Here is a 15,830-nt window from a genome sequence, read left to right on the forward strand (position 1 = left end):
GCCATTTTCATCGACATCAACGATCGCAGTATCGCCATCTTTAATGCGACCAGACAGAATCTCTTCTGCTAAACTATCTTCTAACAGGCGCATAATCGCTCGGCGTAACGGCCTTGCGCCGTAGCTGGGACTGTAACCTTCAGTGATCAAGCGATCCTTGAAGCGATCGGTGACTTCTAAGGTGATACCCTTTTCCGTCAGACGACCAAATACTTCCTTGAGCATAATTTCGGCGATTTGGGTCACTTCCGGCTTGTTCAACTGACGGAAGACGATAATTTCATCGAGTCGGTTGAGGAACTCTGGACGGAAGTATTGCTTCAATTCCTCGTTCACCAAAGAGCGAATCCGGTTGTAAGTTGACTCGCTGGCATCTTCTCCAGAGAATTCAAAGCCGATACCGCTACCGCCTTTTTCAATTACCTTAGAACCAATATTGGAAGTTAAAATCAGCAAGGTGTTTTTGAAGTCTACCGTGCGACCTTTGGCATCGGTTAACCGACCGTCTTCCAAAATTTGCAGCAACATATTGAAAACATCGGGGTGGGCTTTTTCGATTTCGTCGAACAACACCACGGTGTAAGGTCGCCGCCGCACGGCTTCGGTCAACTGACCACCTTCGTTATAGCCAACATAACCTGGAGGGGAACCAATCAGCTTGCTGACGGTGTGACGCTCCATGTATTCGGACATATCTAAGCGGATCATTGCTTCTTCGGAACCGAAGAAGTAAGCAGCTAAGGATTTCGCTAACTCGGTTTTACCTACACCAGTCGGCCCAGAGAAGACAAAGCTAGCTATGGGTCGGTTGGGATTTTTCAAACCAACACGAGCGCGACGAATTGCCCGTGAAACTGCCTTCACAGCTTCATCTTGACCGATTAAACGCTGATGCAAGGTGTCTTCCATGTGCAGCAGCTTTTCAGATTCAGATTCGGTGAGTTTGTTCACCGGTACTCCAGTCCAAGAAGCGACAATATGGGCAATGTCTTCTTCTGTAACTACAGGTTCTTCACCTTCTGTGCCAGTTGCATTGGTCTTGCTTTGAGCGATCGCGCGGATTTCGGCTTTGATTTCCATTTCGCGATCGCGCAGTTCTCCAGCTTTGTCAAAGTCTTGAGAGCGCACCGCGTCATCTTTTTCTTTTAATATCTGACGCAGCTCTTTGTCTAACTCTTTGGCTGCGGGTGGCAATTGGGAGTTAATCAAACGCACCCTAGAACCAGCTTCATCAACTAAGTCGATGGCTTTATCTGGGAGGAAGCGATCGCTAATGTAACGATCTGACAATTTCGCCGCCGCTACTAATGCTTCGTCGGAGATTTTCAGTTTGTGGTGTTGCTCGTAGCGTTCGCGCAGACCATATAAAATTTCAATTGTTTCATCAACTGTCGGTTCACCAACCATTACTGGCTGGAAACGCCGTTCTAGGGCTGCATCTCGCTCGATGTGCTTCCGGTATTCATCTAGGGTTGTAGCACCGATGCACTGCAACTCACCTCTAGCCAAAGCTGGCTTGAGGATATTGGCTGCATCAATGGCACCTTCTGCTGCACCCGCACCAATTAAGGTATGTACCTCATCAATCACGAGAATGACATTACCCGCAGAGCGGATTTCATCCATGATTTTTTTCAAGCGTTCTTCAAATTCACCCCGGTATTTGGTTCCTGCTACGAGCAAACCAATATCGAGCGTGACGACGCGTTTATCTTCGAGGATGTCAGGGACATCTTTGGTGGCAATGCGTGAAGCTAAACCTTCAGCGATCGCTGTCTTACCAACCCCTGGTTCCCCAATCAGCACTGGGTTATTTTTAGTTCGGCGACCCAATATCTGAATCACCCGCTCAATTTCCTTAGCCCGTCCCACCACTGGATCGAGCTTATTATCTATTGCCATCTGAGTCAGGTTTGAGCCAAATTCATCCAGAGTCGGGGTTTTTGTGCGCCCGGATGAACCGCCTGGTGAAACTTCGGCAGTTTCTCCCAACATACGGATGACTTGGGTTCTTACCTTAGATAGATCCACACCGAGGTTTTCTAGCACCCTGGCTGCGACGCCTTCCCCTTCGCGGATTAGGCCCAACAGCAGATGCTCGGTGCCAATGTAGTTATGCCCCAGTTGGCGTGCTTCTTCCAAGGAGAGTTCTAAAACTCGCTTTGCCCGTGGCGTAAACGGAATTTCCACGGCCACAAAGCCCGATCCCCGTCCTATAATTTTTTCAACTTCAATTCGGGCATCTTTGAGATTGACGCCCATTGATTTCAGCACCTTTGCAGCCACCCCAGTGCCTTCGCCAATCAGACCCAGGAGGATCTGCTCGGTTCCAACAAAGTTGTGACCTAAACGGCGGGCCTCTTCTTGGGCCAGCATGATTACCTTAATGGCTTTTTCAGTGAAGCGCTCAAACATGGCTTTATCCCATCATCTGCGGTCGTGCCGGTATGCTGATTTTAGCACAGGCAAAGCTTTTGGATGCCTGTATAACAGATTATAGACATCCTGAAGCTATGACTTGGGTTGATGGGCTAATTGTTAACTATTGACTACTTTTATCTGGCTAGTGTACTGAGGAGCTTTAGTTCACCAGCCTTTTTGGGATTTTTTATAAATAGTTGAGTGCTTAAATTAAGATTTTTTTGACTCAATCCAAAACATTTATATTTAACATATATTTTTTTTAAGAGCAAGCAAAAATATTTTACATACATTTTGCTTATATTATTTTAGTTTTAGATAAAATATTTAAATAAAATTAAGTGCCACAAAGTTGCATTTTTTTGCTGAAGCCGATCGCAAGCCCTAATAATTCAAAATTAATAATGCCCAACGTTTAAATATAGCGGTTCTCAGTTGAGTGAGCTACAAGAACCCCTCCCCCGCTAGCGAGGCTTAGGTGTACACAGAAGTCTGAAATAGCTGATTAACCAAAGTTTTACCCCACCCTAACCCTCCCCTTATAAAGGGGAGGGAACTAGATTTCCGGTTTCCCCCCTTTATAAGGGGGGTAATTCACACCGTAGGCTAGCGAGGAGGGGGCTACGATCTACCTTGTATGATTAGGAAAAGCTGTAATTCGTAATTAATTACGAATTAGTTAAAAAGCAAATGCCACGAGGATTTGTCCAGGCGATCGCAAATTGTAGAATACCACTGGTCTAAAGTTGTTTGAAATTTGCGGTGTTGTAAATCTGGGAGCCAGAGAATTAGTGCATCCTCATCGTTATCTTGGTAGTAACGCCGCCGCCGCCCAGCTGTTTGAAAGCCAAATTTTTGATATAAAGATATAGCCGCCAAGTTGGAAGCTCGCACTTCGAGGGTCGCTCGCTCCATTTTGCGATCGCAAGCTGTCTTAATGAGTGAATATAGTAAAGCCGCACCCATTCCTTGACGGTGATATTGAGGATGAACCGCCAAAATTGTAATGTGGGCTTCGTCTAAAATTGACCAAAAGCAACCCATTCCTAGCAAACTTGTGCTGGAGGAGGGGGAAAACAAGCCGAGTAAATCGCTGTTGGGACTATCTAATTCTCGTTTGTAGCCATCGAGAGTCCAAAGCCCACCAAAACAAGCTTGATCGAGTTCCAGAATAGCACTGAGATTTTCTAATGTCAGTAATTTAATTTCTAGGTCTAATGAGATCACATTTATTGAATAACGTTACAAAGCCTTTGTACACTGGGAAGCGGGAGACGAACTCAAAGCCCGTAATTTGAACAAGGAAAATTTTTATAGTTATGGTATCGACTCACCCCACTGGGGTTCAACATTCTGGAAGTCAATATTTACCTCAAAGGCACGACACCAAGGCAAATACATCGCCTAATCAAGAACTTTTACCCTTGACTGCCAGAGTTCATAATCATGACCTCCTGGAAATTGGTGGGTGTGATGTCACAACCCTAGTTGAGCAGTTTGGTTCACCTTTATATATTTTAGATGAAGAAACCCTACGTTCGGCTTGTCAGCAATACCGAGATGCTTTCAAGCAATACTACAAGGGTGAATCTCAAGTATTGTACGCCTCAAAAGCTTGGAATTGTTTAGCAGTTTGTGCGATCGCAGCATCTGAAGGACTGGGAATCGATGTAGTTTCTGGGGGCGAACTTTACACCGCCTTAGAAGCGGGTGTTAGTCCCGATAAAATTTACCTTCACGGAAATAATAAATCTCGTGAAGAATTAATTTTAGCGATCGCGTCTGGTGTTACCGTTGTGGCGGATAACTGGTATGAGCTGCGTACCCTGGTGGAAATTGCCCAACCTGATCAATCAATCCGCATCATGCTACGGTTAACTCCCGGTATTGAGTGCCACACCCACGAATATATTCGCACGGGACACTTAGATAGCAAATTCGGCTTTGATCCCAACGATTTAGATGAAGTTTTTACCTTTGTCAGTCAACAACCGACCTTGAATTGCGTAGGAGTACACGCTCACATTGGTTCCCAAATTTTTGAGCGCCAACCGCATCAAGATTTGGCGGCTGTGATGGTGCAGTGGCTCCGGGATGCCGGGAAGTATGGTTTAAATATTACAGAGTTAAATGTTGGTGGCGGCTTAGGGATTAAATACACAGAATCAGACGATCCCCCTAGTATTGAAGAATGGGTGAAGGCGATTTGTGAAGTAATTCAAGAAGCTTGTGCAGCCGAAAATCTGCCTTTGCCGAAATTACTGAGTGAACCAGGGCGATCGCTAATTGCTACAGCTTGCGTTACTGCCTATACTATTGGTTCATCCAAAGTCATCCCAGAAATTCGTACCTACGTAGCAATTGATGGCGGAATGTCTGACAATCCCCGCCCGATTACTTATCAATCAGTTTATCGGGCAGTCATTGCCAATAAAATGTCTTCTCCCCTAACCCAAACAGTCACAATTGCTGGTAAACATTGTGAATCAGGAGATATTCTGATTAAAAATGCTCTACTCCCAAAGACTGAACCAGGGGATATTCTCGTAGTTATGGGAACTGGTGCGTACAATTACAGTATGGCATCTAACTACAACCGCTTGCCCCGACCGGCAGCAGTCGTAGTGGCGAATGGCGAAGCAAATTTAATTTTGCAACGTGAAACTTATGAAGATTTAATTCGACAAGATCGCCTACCAGAAAGACTGAAAAAATAGTCATTTGTCCTTGGTCATTAGTCATTAGTCATTTGCAAATGACAAAGGACAAATGACCAATGACCAACCGTAAATTAGAGGCAAAAGTTTAATCCAGATGTCATGAGAGATTGGTGGAAGCAATGGCTGACAAACCTGGGGTGGTCACAGTCCTTGCTACTTGGGACTCTGGATATTGTGTTAGTGCTGGCGCTGACGTACATGATACTAGTTATTATTAGTGAGCGTCGGACACTATGGATGGTGCGGGGATTCATTATCTTAATGCTAGCCTCAGCACTAAGTGGCAGATTCGGACTACCTCTGCTCAGTTTTGTGCTAGAAAAGTTGGTAATTGGTTGTGCTGTGGCGATGGCAGTTGCTCTACAGTCAGAGTTTCGGCGATTTTTGGAACAATTGGGGCGTGGCGAATTCCGCCAGATGTTTCAACCCGACCGTCTGGCAATCCCCAAATCTGATAGTGTAATTGATGAAATTGTTGAGGCTGTTAAAGAATTGTCAAAAAACCGCATTGGAGCTTTACTAATTTTGGAAACCACAGGGCCAATTGATGAGCGAGATTTTTCTGTGCCAGGAGTAAAGCTAAATGCGGAAGTTTCTAAGGAACTAATTCAAACAATTTTTCAGCCGAAAACTTTATTACACGATGGAGCCACACTGATTCGTGGCTCACGGATCGTATCATCCGGTATAATTTTACCACTTTCGGGACGCACAGCCTCGCGCCAGTTGGGAACACGCCATCGGGCAGCAATGGGAATTACTGAGCGGGTCGAAAATTGTATTTGTGTGGTTGTCTCTGAAGAAACGGGTTCTATTTCCTTAGCGGAACGGGGAACCCTAAATAGACCCCTGACGATTAGGAAGCTGAAAGAGTCATTAGAGGCTGTTTTGTCCCCAAACGTGGATAGGGAAGCAGTTGCTCCCAGTCTGCTGAGTTTTGTTCGTCGGATAGGTGGGAAGACACTAGCACTGGTTTCACGTTTACTCAGATTACCATCGACCGCTTCTCGAGATAAAAAATGACAGCACAACAAACTAAACTGCAAGATTTACCTACTGATTTAAAACGAGAACTATTGCCGCAACACGTTGCGGTGATTATGGATGGTAATGGTCGATGGGCTAAACGTCAGGGTCTACCCCGAATTATGGGTCATAAACGAGGAGTAGACGCTCTTAAGGATTTACTTCGCTGTTGTCAGGATTGGGGAATTCAGGCGTTGACAGCTTATGCTTTTTCAACGGAGAACTGGAAAAGACCGCAGGAAGAAGTAGATTTTTTGATGACTCTATTCCAAAGAGTTTTGCGCCAAGAATTGCGGGAAATGGTCGAGGAGAATGTGCAAATTAAGTTTGTCGGGAATTTGCAAGAACTGCCGCGATCGCTCCAACAAGAAATTTCCCGTTCAATGGAAGAAACTAAGAATAATCGTGGTATCCGGTTTTCGGTCGCAACTAATTATGGCGGACGGCAGGAAATTTTACAAGCTTGTCAGGCGATCGCAAAACAAGTCCAGCAAGGTTTGCTACAACCCAATGAAATTAATGAACAGGTCTTTGAGAGCCACTTGTACACAGCCGGAATTACTGACCCAGATTTGTTAATCCGCACCAGTGGAGAAATGCGCCTCTCAAATTTCCTTCTCTGGCAAATGGCTTATGGAGAAATTTATATTACCGATGCTCTTTGGCCTGATTTTAACCGAGCCGAGTTTCACCGCGCCTTGTGTGCCTACCAGCAACGGGAACGGCGATTTGGGAAAGTTTAAAAAAATACTATACTGCAAGCGATCGCCCTGCTCCCTTTTCAACGGCGATGCCTACGGCGGTAAACTACGCATTTTGGTAAAATAAAGGGATTCAGTATTTGTTAGATGTCGTTATGCCAGAGGTTGCACGGTTCTATGGAATTGTGATTAAAGTGTTCTTTGGCGATCACCCTCCACCTCATTTTCATGCAATCTATGGCGAGTACAATGCGTTAGTCAGCATTGAATCACTTGAAACCATTGAAGGAGATTTGCCAAATCGCGCACAAAAGCTAGTCGTAGAGTGGGCAACTTTATACCAGCAAGAACTGTTACAAATGTGGAATACCCAGGAGTTTCGTAAGCTACCTCCTTTGAAGTAAATTTAGGTTAAAAGCAGCTATGTTGTATCCGCGAATTCATCAAGCCAAAGCAATCGATGATACTACTTTAGTCGTTGAATTTACCAATCAAGAGGTGAAAAAATACGATGTTCGTCATCTCTTAGATACTCCAATGTTTTCTCCACTTCGACAACCTGCTTTTTTTAAGAACTTTAAGGTTGAGCCAGGGGGTTATGGGATTGTGTGGAATGAGGAGATTGATCTTAGCGAGTATGAGCTTTGGAAGAATGGTGTGTCCTTGATAGAGAGTGAAGACAAGGCTTGCTGATCGCAAACAGCCGCCATAGCCCGTAGTTTACAGCCGCAGGCATCGCTCTTCCAGCAACACCCGCGATCGCCTCTTTCCTCAAACCAGGCAAACCGATGTCAAAGTCTGGCTACATAGGGCTTGCTGAATAAAAAGTAACAGAAAAATAAAATCAGTTGTTTTTCGGTCGCCGCAGTTGCTTGGAACCAATTGGGCCAAGAATTTGATTCAGGCTACGCAGTTGTTCTTCTGTACCCATACCAATTAGCCGATCTCCCGGCATTAAAATTGTATCGCCAGTGGGGCCACCGATTAAAGTTCCATCAACACGGCGAATTGCCAGAACTAATGCCCCAGATTGCGATCGTAATCTCGCCTTTTGCAAACTTTGACCCACAAAAGGACAAAAAGCCGGGTCGAGTAAAAATTCTTCCATATACAACTGGCGGTCTGCACCTGTCAAAATCCCGTCTACAAAATCCAACACCTGCGGTCTGAGTGCCGCAGCAGCCATGCGCTTACCACCAGTAATATAGGGGGATATGACTTCATCCGCCCCACCGCGTCGTAACTTCTGTAAAGCTTCTTCTGTACTTGCTCGTGCAATTACCCGAATTCCTGAATTTAGTGTTTTGGCTGATAATACAATGTATAAATTTTCGGCATCGGAAGGAAGGGCTGCAACGATACATATCGCCCGTTCTATACCAACTTTCAACAGTGTGTCATCTAAGGTAGCGTCACCTTGGTATGCTGTGTAACCTTCAGTCTGCGCCCTTTGTACTGATTCCATCTCCGAATCAATCACTACAAAAGGTACACCTTCTGCCTGAAATTCCTTGGCAATTTGGCGACCAGTCCGACTAAATCCACAGATGATGTAATGTTCTAATAGGGATTCCATTAACCGCCTCTGTTGCTGTAGTCGAATTCCTTGTTGAAAGTAGCCTTGAATGATCGCTTCTGTAAATCTGTTGACAATGTAACCGATATTGACTACACCCAACAAAATCAGGCCAATTGTAAATAATCGTCCTCGGCTACCTAGTGGGTGCGTCTCTCCATATCCCACAGTCGCTAAAGTGATGACTGTCATGTAAGCCGCATCTTCCCATGACCAACCCTCCACTAATGAGTACCATAAAGTGCCAATAACGAAAACACCGCCAAGAGCGATCGCCCCAGCCATTAACTCCTTTTGGATACGTTGATATTTTTGCTCAAGTGTTGAGAATGAGGTAAAAATAGTACTTTTAACCTAATTTTTCTAGTTTTCTAGTAACTTTTTAATATTCGTCCTTTTTAGTATATTTAATCTAAGTAAATGGGCAAGAATAAATCAAACTAAGTTACGCCATGTAAAATTAATTAAATTGTCTCTTAGCAAGGGCTGAAGCCGCTTACTACAAACCTTTAATTATTCATCCCCACTTACTTACAAGTTATCTAAACAACTCATAACTACTTAGCTTTTTGATTATTTTCAGTTTATAAGTTTCGCATTGAGGATTAATCGATGACTCAAGTACAAACTGGAGAGATGATTATTTCACGAAATTGGGTTGTTATGTTCGCGTAGCGTCTTGCAGAGAAGAAATCGGCATCCCGGAATATTGGATTGTAGACTACGCAGCACTGGGAGGCAAGCGATTTATTGGCAACCCTAAACAACCGACAATATCGATTTATTCACTAGTTGAGGGCGAATACCAACTCTATCTGTTTCGTGGAAGCGATGCCTACGGCGGTAAACTACGCATTATCTCACCCACTTTCCCAGAATTGAATTTAACCGCAGAGCAGATTTTTAATGCTGGTAATATTTAAACGGCATTTTTGAAAAGCTCAAAATCCCTGAAATCCTGATTCTGGCTTGGGTATGTTACATAGACTTATGCTTGCGATCGCCAGAGGAAATAGGGCAAGCAAATAATATTCTCCTACGATTGGTTGTCTTACAATAGACACTAAACCTTAAAATTTCAAAGCAAGCGATGAATACTACGGATAATTCCCCAATGGAGGATAAGTCATCAGTAGATTTGGGAACTGTGACAGAGTTACAGCGCCATCTGAATGAATTACTCAAGCAACTATCGCCAGAGCGATTACAGGTGCTTGCTGATTTTGCGGCTTATTTAGCAAATGCTGAAAGCGAAGCTGCAACCCAAGAACTTTTGGCAATTCCTGGATTGCTAGAGCAAATTAAGCGCTCATCAGCAACCCCTAAAACCCTTTATACACCCTGGAGAACTCTTCGCTCTGATGTATGAAGTTGTTCTCCATCCCGATGCTCAAAAGGTTTATGTTAATGCTGACAAAGCTCTAGCGAAGAAAATTTCCCGATGTTTGCAGCAGCTAGAGCAAACTCCGCAGTCGCATCCTAACATCAAAGCTCTTAAGGGAGATTATACAGGGTACTATCGCTACCGAATCGGGGACTACAGGGTTATTTATTCCCTAGACGATGACCTAGTGCAGGTATTTGTTATAGCGATCGCCCATCGTAGTGAGGCGTATGAACCATGAATGTTCGATAAGCGTTAGTTTAAGAAGAAGTACGATCTGTGCTAAATAAAAAGTATTTTTTAGGGATTTCTAGGAAACTAGTAAATAACTATATGATGAAAAACTTTCAGGAGGAGCGGTAGTGAGCCTACAAACTCTCGTTGACCAAGCCACCATCCCCCCAGATTCAGAGTCAGTAGCATCTAGTCCCTTTGATACAGATAGCTTTAATGAAGCTGTCATGTCTACCTACGCCCGGTTTCCCTTAGCCCTAGAACGGGGTGCTGGATGCCGGGTTTGGGATACGCAGGGACGGGAATATCTGGACTTTGTAGCGGGAATTGCTACTTGTACTTTGGGACACGCCCACCCAGCGATGGTAGAAGCGGTAACACGCCAAATCCAAAAGCTGCACCATGTCTCTAATTTGTATTACATTCCTGAGCAAGGTGAATTGGCAAAATGGCTTGTCGATCATTCCTGTGCCGATCGCGTATTTTTCTGCAACTCTGGAGCTGAAGCTAACGAAGCTGCAATTAAATTGGCGCGGAAATACGCCCACACAGTATTAGACATTGAACACCCGATTATTTTAACGGCCAATGCCAGTTTCCACGGGCGGACTTTGGCGACAATTACAGCTACGGGACAACCGAAGTATCAAAAGTATTTCGATCCTTTGGTTCCTGGGTTCCACTACGTTAATTACAACGATATTAACGCTGTGGAAGTGGCAATTAGCGAGTTGGATGAAGGTGATTATCGGGTAGCGGCGATTCTGATTGAGCCATTGCAGGGAGAAGGCGGTGTACGTCCAGGAGATGTTGCCTATTTCAAAAAACTCCGGCAGATTTGCGATGAAACTGGCGTTTTGTTGATTTTTGATGAAGTGCAAGTTGGTATGGGACGCAGTGGCAAATTATGGGCTTACGAACATCTTGGCGTTGAACCGGATATTTTCACTAGTGCCAAAGGCTTAGGTGGTGGTATCCCCATCGGTGCAATGATGAGCAAGAAATTCTGCGACATTTTTCAACCAGGGGAACACGCCAGCACCTTTGGCGGTAATCCTTTTGTGTGTGGTGTAGCCCTCAGCGTATGCCAGACATTGGAACGGGAAAATATTTTGCAGAATGTGCAAGACAGAGGCGAACAGTTGCGATCTGGATTGAGAGCGATCGCTGCAAAATATCCTCAGCAAATTAGTGAAGTTCGGGGTTGGGGTTTAATCAACGGTTTGGAGTTGCGAGCCGACATTGGAATAACCGCAGCCGATGTCGTCAATGCTGCCATCAAAGAGGGTGTATTGCTAGTACCAGCCGGGCCAAAAGTAATCCGGTTTGTGCCACCGTTAATTGTTACAGAGGCGGAAGTCAATACTGCCTTGCAAGCTGTGGAAAAGGCGATGTCTAACGACAAGCCGTAGAACGTCTACGCTATTCTCACCAAATAGAATATTGTTTGTTTTGTATAGAGGCGTTGCAATGCAACGTCTCTTTTTCATTCCGGGGAAATTTCTCGATAAGCTTGCCGACACTGCTCATAATTGTCTGGCAAAATCTCAGTATTACCAAAACATAATTGCTCGTGAGTAGTAATTAAAGTTTCATAAGGCTGTATGGGAGTTACAGACGATCGCAGCAATTGCAGATATTCTCCATCAGTACGGCTGAGTCTGTGAGGTGCGATCGCATTTTTATCTAACTGCTGTAACATTGCTAAATAAATACAACGACAAGCCTCACGATAGTTACCTTGACGATAAAATTGTTGCGATCGCTCCAACAAAAGGGCTATGGATGAGTCATTGGAGCGATTTTTGACACGAAAATCAGTGAGATTGCCACTTCTATTTAGCCAAGAATATATATAGGGGCTGAATTCTCGCCATAATCGCCAACCCACCCACGCGATAAATAATCCCAGTAGCAGCCAAAACACGAATTTTAGCAGCTGAACTACCCAAGGGCTAATTGACCATCCAGTAGGCAATTCAGGTAAAGCATGTTCAAAGCGGTAAAACTGGTATTCCCACCATTCTCCCGCTTGTTGTTGGAATTGAGACAAATGCCAACTCCAGCTAGTTTTTTCAAAAGTATCTGTCATAGGGGGCAGGAGGCAGGGGGCAGGGGGCAGGGGGCAGGGGCAGGGGGCAGGGGCAGGGAGATGAGGGAGACAAGGGAGAGGGGGAAGACAAGGGAGAAAGATTGCTACCTTGTCCCCCTTGTCTCCTTGTCCTCTTCCCAATGCCCAATGCCCAATAACTATTGACTAATGACTAATGACTAATGACTCTTGACTCTTTTTTGATCATTAGCCAGCCGATGATGACAAGTAGCGCACCAAATGCAAGAAATCCTAGATCCCAAGCTAACTCATTTGGGCCTGGTTTCACATGATGGACACCGAGAATTTGGTGGTCAATTAAACCTTCAACCAAGTCGAACAATCCACCGCCAATCAATATCGATCCAATAAAGGTCTGTGATGACCAAGGAACATCATCACGTCTTCCAGCACGCCATAGTAACACAAGTCCAGTTGCGGTGAATACCCAATCCAAGGTGTGAAAGAAGCCATCCCACACCATGTTCAAATCTATATTCGCCCTGTTTGTCAGAGGTCTAATGTTACTCAGCATGTGATGCCACTGGAGGATTTGATGCAGCAAAATTCCATCAATAAACCCGCCAAGACCCACACCAAGAAAAATTCCAGCAGTAATTAGTGGTGCGCGTCGGTTGATGATTTCACTTTTCGCCTCCATTGTCAACCTCATAGATAGGCTTTTTTACCAAAATACAACTCTTTTGAGAGAAATATCTTCTATCTTGAGGCAAGTGCGATCGCTTAACTTAAATTAATCAATCTTCAAATTTAATCTGCATACCCACTTTCACTCATACCAATTCTGTATGAAGATGCGCCCATAGTACAAGAAATAAAGAATGAAGAACGAACCGCCAAGTACGCCAAGTACGCCAAGAAAGAAGAAATTAAGAGATTTGGCGCAGATTCACAAAGAAATGGTATCAGGTATATAACAGCGTCAGAGGTTTGATCGTTATTTTTAATTACGAATTACGTAGCTTGCTTCTCGCTTTTGGCGAGTACTACGAATTACGAATTACGAATTACGAATTATATTGCTCATTCTTCCTAAATGTAATACATTAGTTCCTTCTGTTCTCGGATCGATCTTCGTTCACAAAGGTCTTGGAGTGTATATTTTTCCAAAATGGAATTAGCAGCCTGACGTGCTTCCTGCCAGACTTCCTGAATTAGCTCACCTTCTACCGTGTTGGGAGTCGGTTCACCAGGAGAGACAACAATATCTGACCCTTCCATGCAGCTAAAAGCATCCAAAACTGTAATCTTTCCGGGATCTCGTGCCAGAACATAGCCACCTTTGGCTCCGCGTATACTCTTAATTAAACCTCCACGTCTTAATGTTGCCAGAAGTTGTTCTAAATAGCGGTTCGGAATATCTTGCAATGCCGCTATCTCTCTAATTTGTAGGGCATCACCGTTAGGGTAGCAGGTTGCCAACTCTAACAGGGCTAGAAGTGCGTATTCTGATTTGTTAGAGATTACCACAGGCGTAATATTTTAAGCTCATATTTTAAAGATACAAAGTCTTTGAGTTCGTTTCCCTAAGCTACTGCGAAGAAAAACTTTACAATCAACTTATTGTTGACCGGCTAACTCTACTTTAAAGACCTTCTAGCATAGAAGCAATTACTTTTTTTTTTAAATTCAATAAATAAAAGTGATTGATTACTGTACAGTCTTTCTAAGAAAAAATTACCTTAAAAAGTAGTAAAACAGGCTTTAACGCTATATATGCAAATTTATCGAAAATGGCAGAATGACTGTAAAGGTAGTTCCCACGCCGATCGCACTTTCGACTGTAATCTCGCCACCATGTAAATCTACAGCTTGCTTGACGATGGACATCCCCAATCCCATTCCTGGGATATTGGCTGTATTGCTGGCGCGATGGAAGGGTTCAAAGATGTGTTCAATGTCAGAAGCGGGAATACCTATACCAGAGTCTTGAGTCTGGAATATAGCTTGCTCGTTGACAGTAGTTACAGAGAACCTAATTGTACTACCAATGGGAGAGTATTTTAGACAATTTGAGAATAAATTACTCAAGATTTGCCGCAGTAGTTTCGCGTCTAAGTTAGCTTTTGTGCATTGGCAATCACTGCTAAAAGCGATGGGATGTTGTGAGCGATCGCTCTGTTGTAATTCTTCTAAAAGATCGCGGCAAAATTCCACCAAATCTATGGGTGTTGGATTAAACTCTAACTTGCCTGTTTCATCCTGACTCACCAACAACACATCATTTAACAACTGGGTTATATGCATCACTGATGTTTGAATGCGACGTAGGTGGATCTGTTGTCGTTCTTCGCTCCAGAGGTGGCGATAATATTCTAGTAATTCCGCCGAAGAGTGGATGGTAGCTAAAGGGGTGCGAAACTCATGGGAGGTGATGGTGAGTAAGCGAGATTTAAGTTCACTAAACTCCCTTTCTTTGGCAAGCGCTTGTCGCATCGCCTCTTCTGCCCATTTCAGCTTGGCTTGGGTTCGCTTGCTTTCGCTAATATCCCGTAATAGCCAGCGCAAACTAACTAACTCACCTTGTTGATTACGAATAGCAACTACCTTAACCGCAGCAATAATAGGTGTTTTGTCAAGCGGTCGCAAGTTTGCTTCCCACTCTTGCATTTTCCAGTCTGGGAATTTGGCGCGATCGCGTAGATAAGTTAGTTTTAAATGAAAAGCAATTATTTCTTTCTCAAGCACAAAAATCCCTATGGATTTGCCCAACAACAAACTTTTAGAAATGTTGAGCAGAGTAGTGGCGGCTGAGTTAGCTTCTTGAATTATCCCTTTTGTATCAGTTACAAAATAAGCGTCTGGTACTTCTTCAAATAATTCTTGGTAACGTTGACCTTGTGCTACCAAGGCCTGTTGAGTCTTGGATAATTCTTCATTCTGCTGCTTTAAATCTTCATTGACTAGTTGCAATTCTTCCAAAGCTAGGTTAACTTCTTGCAATACTGCGGTAACAAGTTCAATATCTGCTTGTGCTTTTTGTTGTTCGCTCTGACGTTGCAAAAGGGCGACGCGCTTACGCATATTCTCTATTTGCAAAGCTAAATCGTCCAAATTCACGCTTTTGCTCCTAATTTCTAAAGTTGGGTTTTGTTTTAGATTCCCTACTTGGACGATCTTAGCTTTTGGAGTTTAGCAGTTATCAGCAATTTCAGGTAGTTTTAGTTCTTTGGGTTGACTAGTACCGCAAGGCGGAATTTGTAATGACGCTCTCTACGTTCGCGCAGCGTGTCGAAGACAGACGCTAAAAGCGTAGCTTGCAACTCTTACAGAGTACGCGGACTCGCTACCACTACGCTAACGTAATTCGTAATTAGCATTACGTAAGGGTTTTAGACATTTCAAATGGGTGGCTTATTTCCGCCGACCTGTACTAGTAGTCTGTGTCATTAGTTTTGTAAGGTTTGTAGTGAGCGATTTATCGCTCAATTTTAAGCACTGAAGTGCTTACTACAAACTTTTATAACCCGTCATATTTAATGAGACAGACTACTAATGTACAAGTATGATGTGTAGACTTTTTTAAGATGTCCACTGAGCCTGTCGAAGTGTCATACAGAATACCCAACTGAATTCTGACTCCTGACTCCTGAATTCTGTTTGATTTCTGCAAGCCGCACACTCGTGACTTCCAGTCATGAGTTAGGCGCTCCAT

The 15,830-nt window shown here is 43.9% G+C and carries 16 protein-coding genes and 1 pseudogene; 9 read left to right on the forward strand and 8 right to left on the reverse strand.

Translation table 11 applies throughout. The features are described 5' to 3' along the window. The coding region (locus HWQ37_RS31425) for an ATP-dependent Clp protease ATP-binding subunit (RefSeq protein ID WP_292754702.1) at nt 1-2,415 on the reverse strand (2,415 nt) is incomplete at its 3' end. Between the two features lie 681 nt (nt 2,416-3,096). After that, complete coding sequence (gene rimI, locus HWQ37_RS31430) at nt 3,097-3,648, reverse strand: ribosomal protein S18-alanine N-acetyltransferase (RefSeq protein WP_292754704.1); 552 nt, start codon at nt 3,646-3,648, stop codon at nt 3,097-3,099. A 92-nt stretch (nt 3,649-3,740) separates the two neighbouring features. Here rimI and lysA point away from each other — a divergent pair, with 92 nt between their 5' ends. The 5 genes from lysA (at nt 3,741) to HWQ37_RS31455 (ending at nt 7,561) form a co-directional block, all read left to right on the forward strand. Then, entirely contained in the window at nt 3,741-5,138 is a 1,398-nt protein-coding gene (gene lysA, locus HWQ37_RS31435; RefSeq protein ID WP_292754706.1) for a diaminopimelate decarboxylase, read from the forward strand. Between the two features lie 102 nt (nt 5,139-5,240). Continuing rightward, complete coding sequence (gene cdaA / locus HWQ37_RS31440) at nt 5,241-6,164, forward strand: diadenylate cyclase CdaA (protein WP_292754709.1); 924 nt, start codon at nt 5,241-5,243, stop codon at nt 6,162-6,164. Then, nucleotides 6,161-6,910 (forward strand): isoprenyl transferase, encoded by a 750-nt coding sequence (locus HWQ37_RS31445; RefSeq protein WP_292754712.1) that lies wholly within the window; start codon nt 6,161-6,163, stop codon nt 6,908-6,910. The genes cdaA and HWQ37_RS31445 overlap by 4 nt, the downstream gene beginning before the upstream one ends. Before the next feature lie 98 nt (nt 6,911-7,008). Next, entirely contained in the window at nt 7,009-7,272 is a 264-nt protein-coding gene (locus HWQ37_RS31450) for a DUF4160 domain-containing protein (protein ID WP_292754714.1), read from the forward strand. 19 nt (nt 7,273-7,291) lie between these two features. Beyond that, nucleotides 7,292-7,561 carry a DUF2442 domain-containing protein gene (locus HWQ37_RS31455; RefSeq protein ID WP_292754717.1) on the forward strand — a complete coding sequence of 90 codons (270 nt, stop codon included), beginning with the start codon at nt 7,292-7,294 and terminating at the stop codon, nt 7,559-7,561. Between the two features lie 151 nt (nt 7,562-7,712). On the opposite strand, the gene HWQ37_RS31460 is transcribed toward HWQ37_RS31455, so the two are convergent. Next, nucleotides 7,713-8,729, reverse strand: coding sequence for a potassium channel family protein (locus tag HWQ37_RS31460; RefSeq protein ID WP_292754720.1), 1,017 nt, complete (start codon nt 8,727-8,729; stop codon nt 7,713-7,715). Nucleotides 8,730-9,049: 320 nt separating this feature from the next. Here HWQ37_RS31460 and HWQ37_RS31465 point away from each other — a divergent pair. From HWQ37_RS31465 to HWQ37_RS31480, 4 genes and pseudogenes are all read left to right on the forward strand, one after another. Further along, nucleotides 9,050-9,367 (forward strand): annotated as a pseudogene (locus tag HWQ37_RS31465) (Uma2 family endonuclease); the annotation flags it as partial. Nucleotides 9,368-9,534: 167 nt separating this feature from the next. Continuing rightward, entirely contained in the window at nt 9,535-9,813 is a 279-nt protein-coding gene (locus HWQ37_RS31470) for a hypothetical protein (RefSeq protein ID WP_292754722.1), read from the forward strand. Beyond that, a complete protein-coding gene (locus tag HWQ37_RS31475) occupies nt 9,806-10,069 on the forward strand; it encodes a type II toxin-antitoxin system RelE family toxin (RefSeq protein WP_292754724.1) in 264 nt (87 codons plus the stop codon). The genes HWQ37_RS31470 and HWQ37_RS31475 overlap by 8 nt, the downstream gene beginning before the upstream one ends. A gap of 121 nt (nt 10,070-10,190) precedes the next feature. Next, on the forward strand, nt 10,191-11,474 hold the full coding sequence (locus HWQ37_RS31480) for an aspartate aminotransferase family protein (RefSeq protein ID WP_292754727.1): 1,284 nt from the start codon (nt 10,191-10,193) through the stop codon (nt 11,472-11,474). Nucleotides 11,475-11,548: 74 nt separating this feature from the next. Here the strand turns inward: HWQ37_RS31480 and HWQ37_RS31485 are convergent, their stop codons facing one another. The 5 genes from HWQ37_RS31485 to HWQ37_RS31505 all read right to left on the reverse strand — a co-directional run. Continuing rightward, nucleotides 11,549-12,154, reverse strand: a complete 606-nt coding sequence (locus tag HWQ37_RS31485; RefSeq protein ID WP_292754729.1) for a DUF4129 domain-containing protein — start codon at nt 12,152-12,154, stop codon at nt 11,549-11,551. 172 nt (nt 12,155-12,326) lie between these two features. Then, on the reverse strand, nt 12,327-12,815 hold the full coding sequence (locus HWQ37_RS31490; RefSeq protein WP_292754731.1) for a DUF2243 domain-containing protein: 489 nt from the start codon (nt 12,813-12,815) through the stop codon (nt 12,327-12,329). A gap of 392 nt (nt 12,816-13,207) precedes the next feature. After that, entirely contained in the window at nt 13,208-13,645 is a 438-nt protein-coding gene (locus HWQ37_RS31495; RefSeq protein WP_292754734.1) for an RrF2 family transcriptional regulator, read from the reverse strand. A 240-nt stretch (nt 13,646-13,885) separates the two neighbouring features. Then, nucleotides 13,886-15,235 (reverse strand): PAS domain-containing sensor histidine kinase, encoded by a 1,350-nt coding sequence (locus HWQ37_RS31500; protein ID WP_292754737.1) that lies wholly within the window; start codon nt 15,233-15,235, stop codon nt 13,886-13,888. A 400-nt stretch (nt 15,236-15,635) separates the two neighbouring features. Continuing rightward, the coding region (locus HWQ37_RS31505) for a hypothetical protein (RefSeq protein ID WP_292754740.1) at nt 15,636-15,830 on the reverse strand (195 nt) is incomplete at its 5' end.

The sequence above is a fragment of the Nostoc sp. NMS4 genome, assembly GCF_017115095.1.
In the GTDB taxonomy this organism is placed as follows: Bacteria; Cyanobacteriota; Cyanobacteriia; order Cyanobacteriales; family Nostocaceae; genus Nostoc.

Bases quoted from the DNA above. Each gene is read 5' to 3' on its own strand.
- HWQ37_RS31455 (WP_292754717.1), top strand. From the start codon at position 7,292: ATGTTGTATCCGCGAATTCATCAAGCCAAAGCAATCGATGATACTACT.
- cdaA (WP_292754709.1), top strand. From the start codon at position 5,241: ATGAGAGATTGGTGGAAGCAATGGCTGACAAACCTGGGGTGGTCACAG.
- HWQ37_RS31490 (WP_292754731.1), bottom strand. From the start codon at position 12,815: ATGGAGGCGAAAAGTGAAATCATCAACCGACGCGCACCACTAATTACT.
- HWQ37_RS31445 (WP_292754712.1), top strand. From the start codon at position 6,161: ATGACAGCACAACAAACTAAACTGCAAGATTTACCTACTGATTTAAAA.
- HWQ37_RS31485 (WP_292754729.1), bottom strand. From the start codon at position 12,154: ATGACAGATACTTTTGAAAAAACTAGCTGGAGTTGGCATTTGTCTCAA.
- HWQ37_RS31470 (WP_292754722.1), top strand. From the start codon at position 9,535: ATGAATACTACGGATAATTCCCCAATGGAGGATAAGTCATCAGTAGAT.
- lysA (WP_292754706.1), top strand. From the start codon at position 3,741: ATGGTATCGACTCACCCCACTGGGGTTCAACATTCTGGAAGTCAATAT.
- HWQ37_RS31475 (WP_292754724.1), top strand. From the start codon at position 9,806: ATGTATGAAGTTGTTCTCCATCCCGATGCTCAAAAGGTTTATGTTAAT.
- HWQ37_RS31460 (WP_292754720.1), bottom strand. From the start codon at position 8,729: ATGGCTGGGGCGATCGCTCTTGGCGGTGTTTTCGTTATTGGCACTTTA.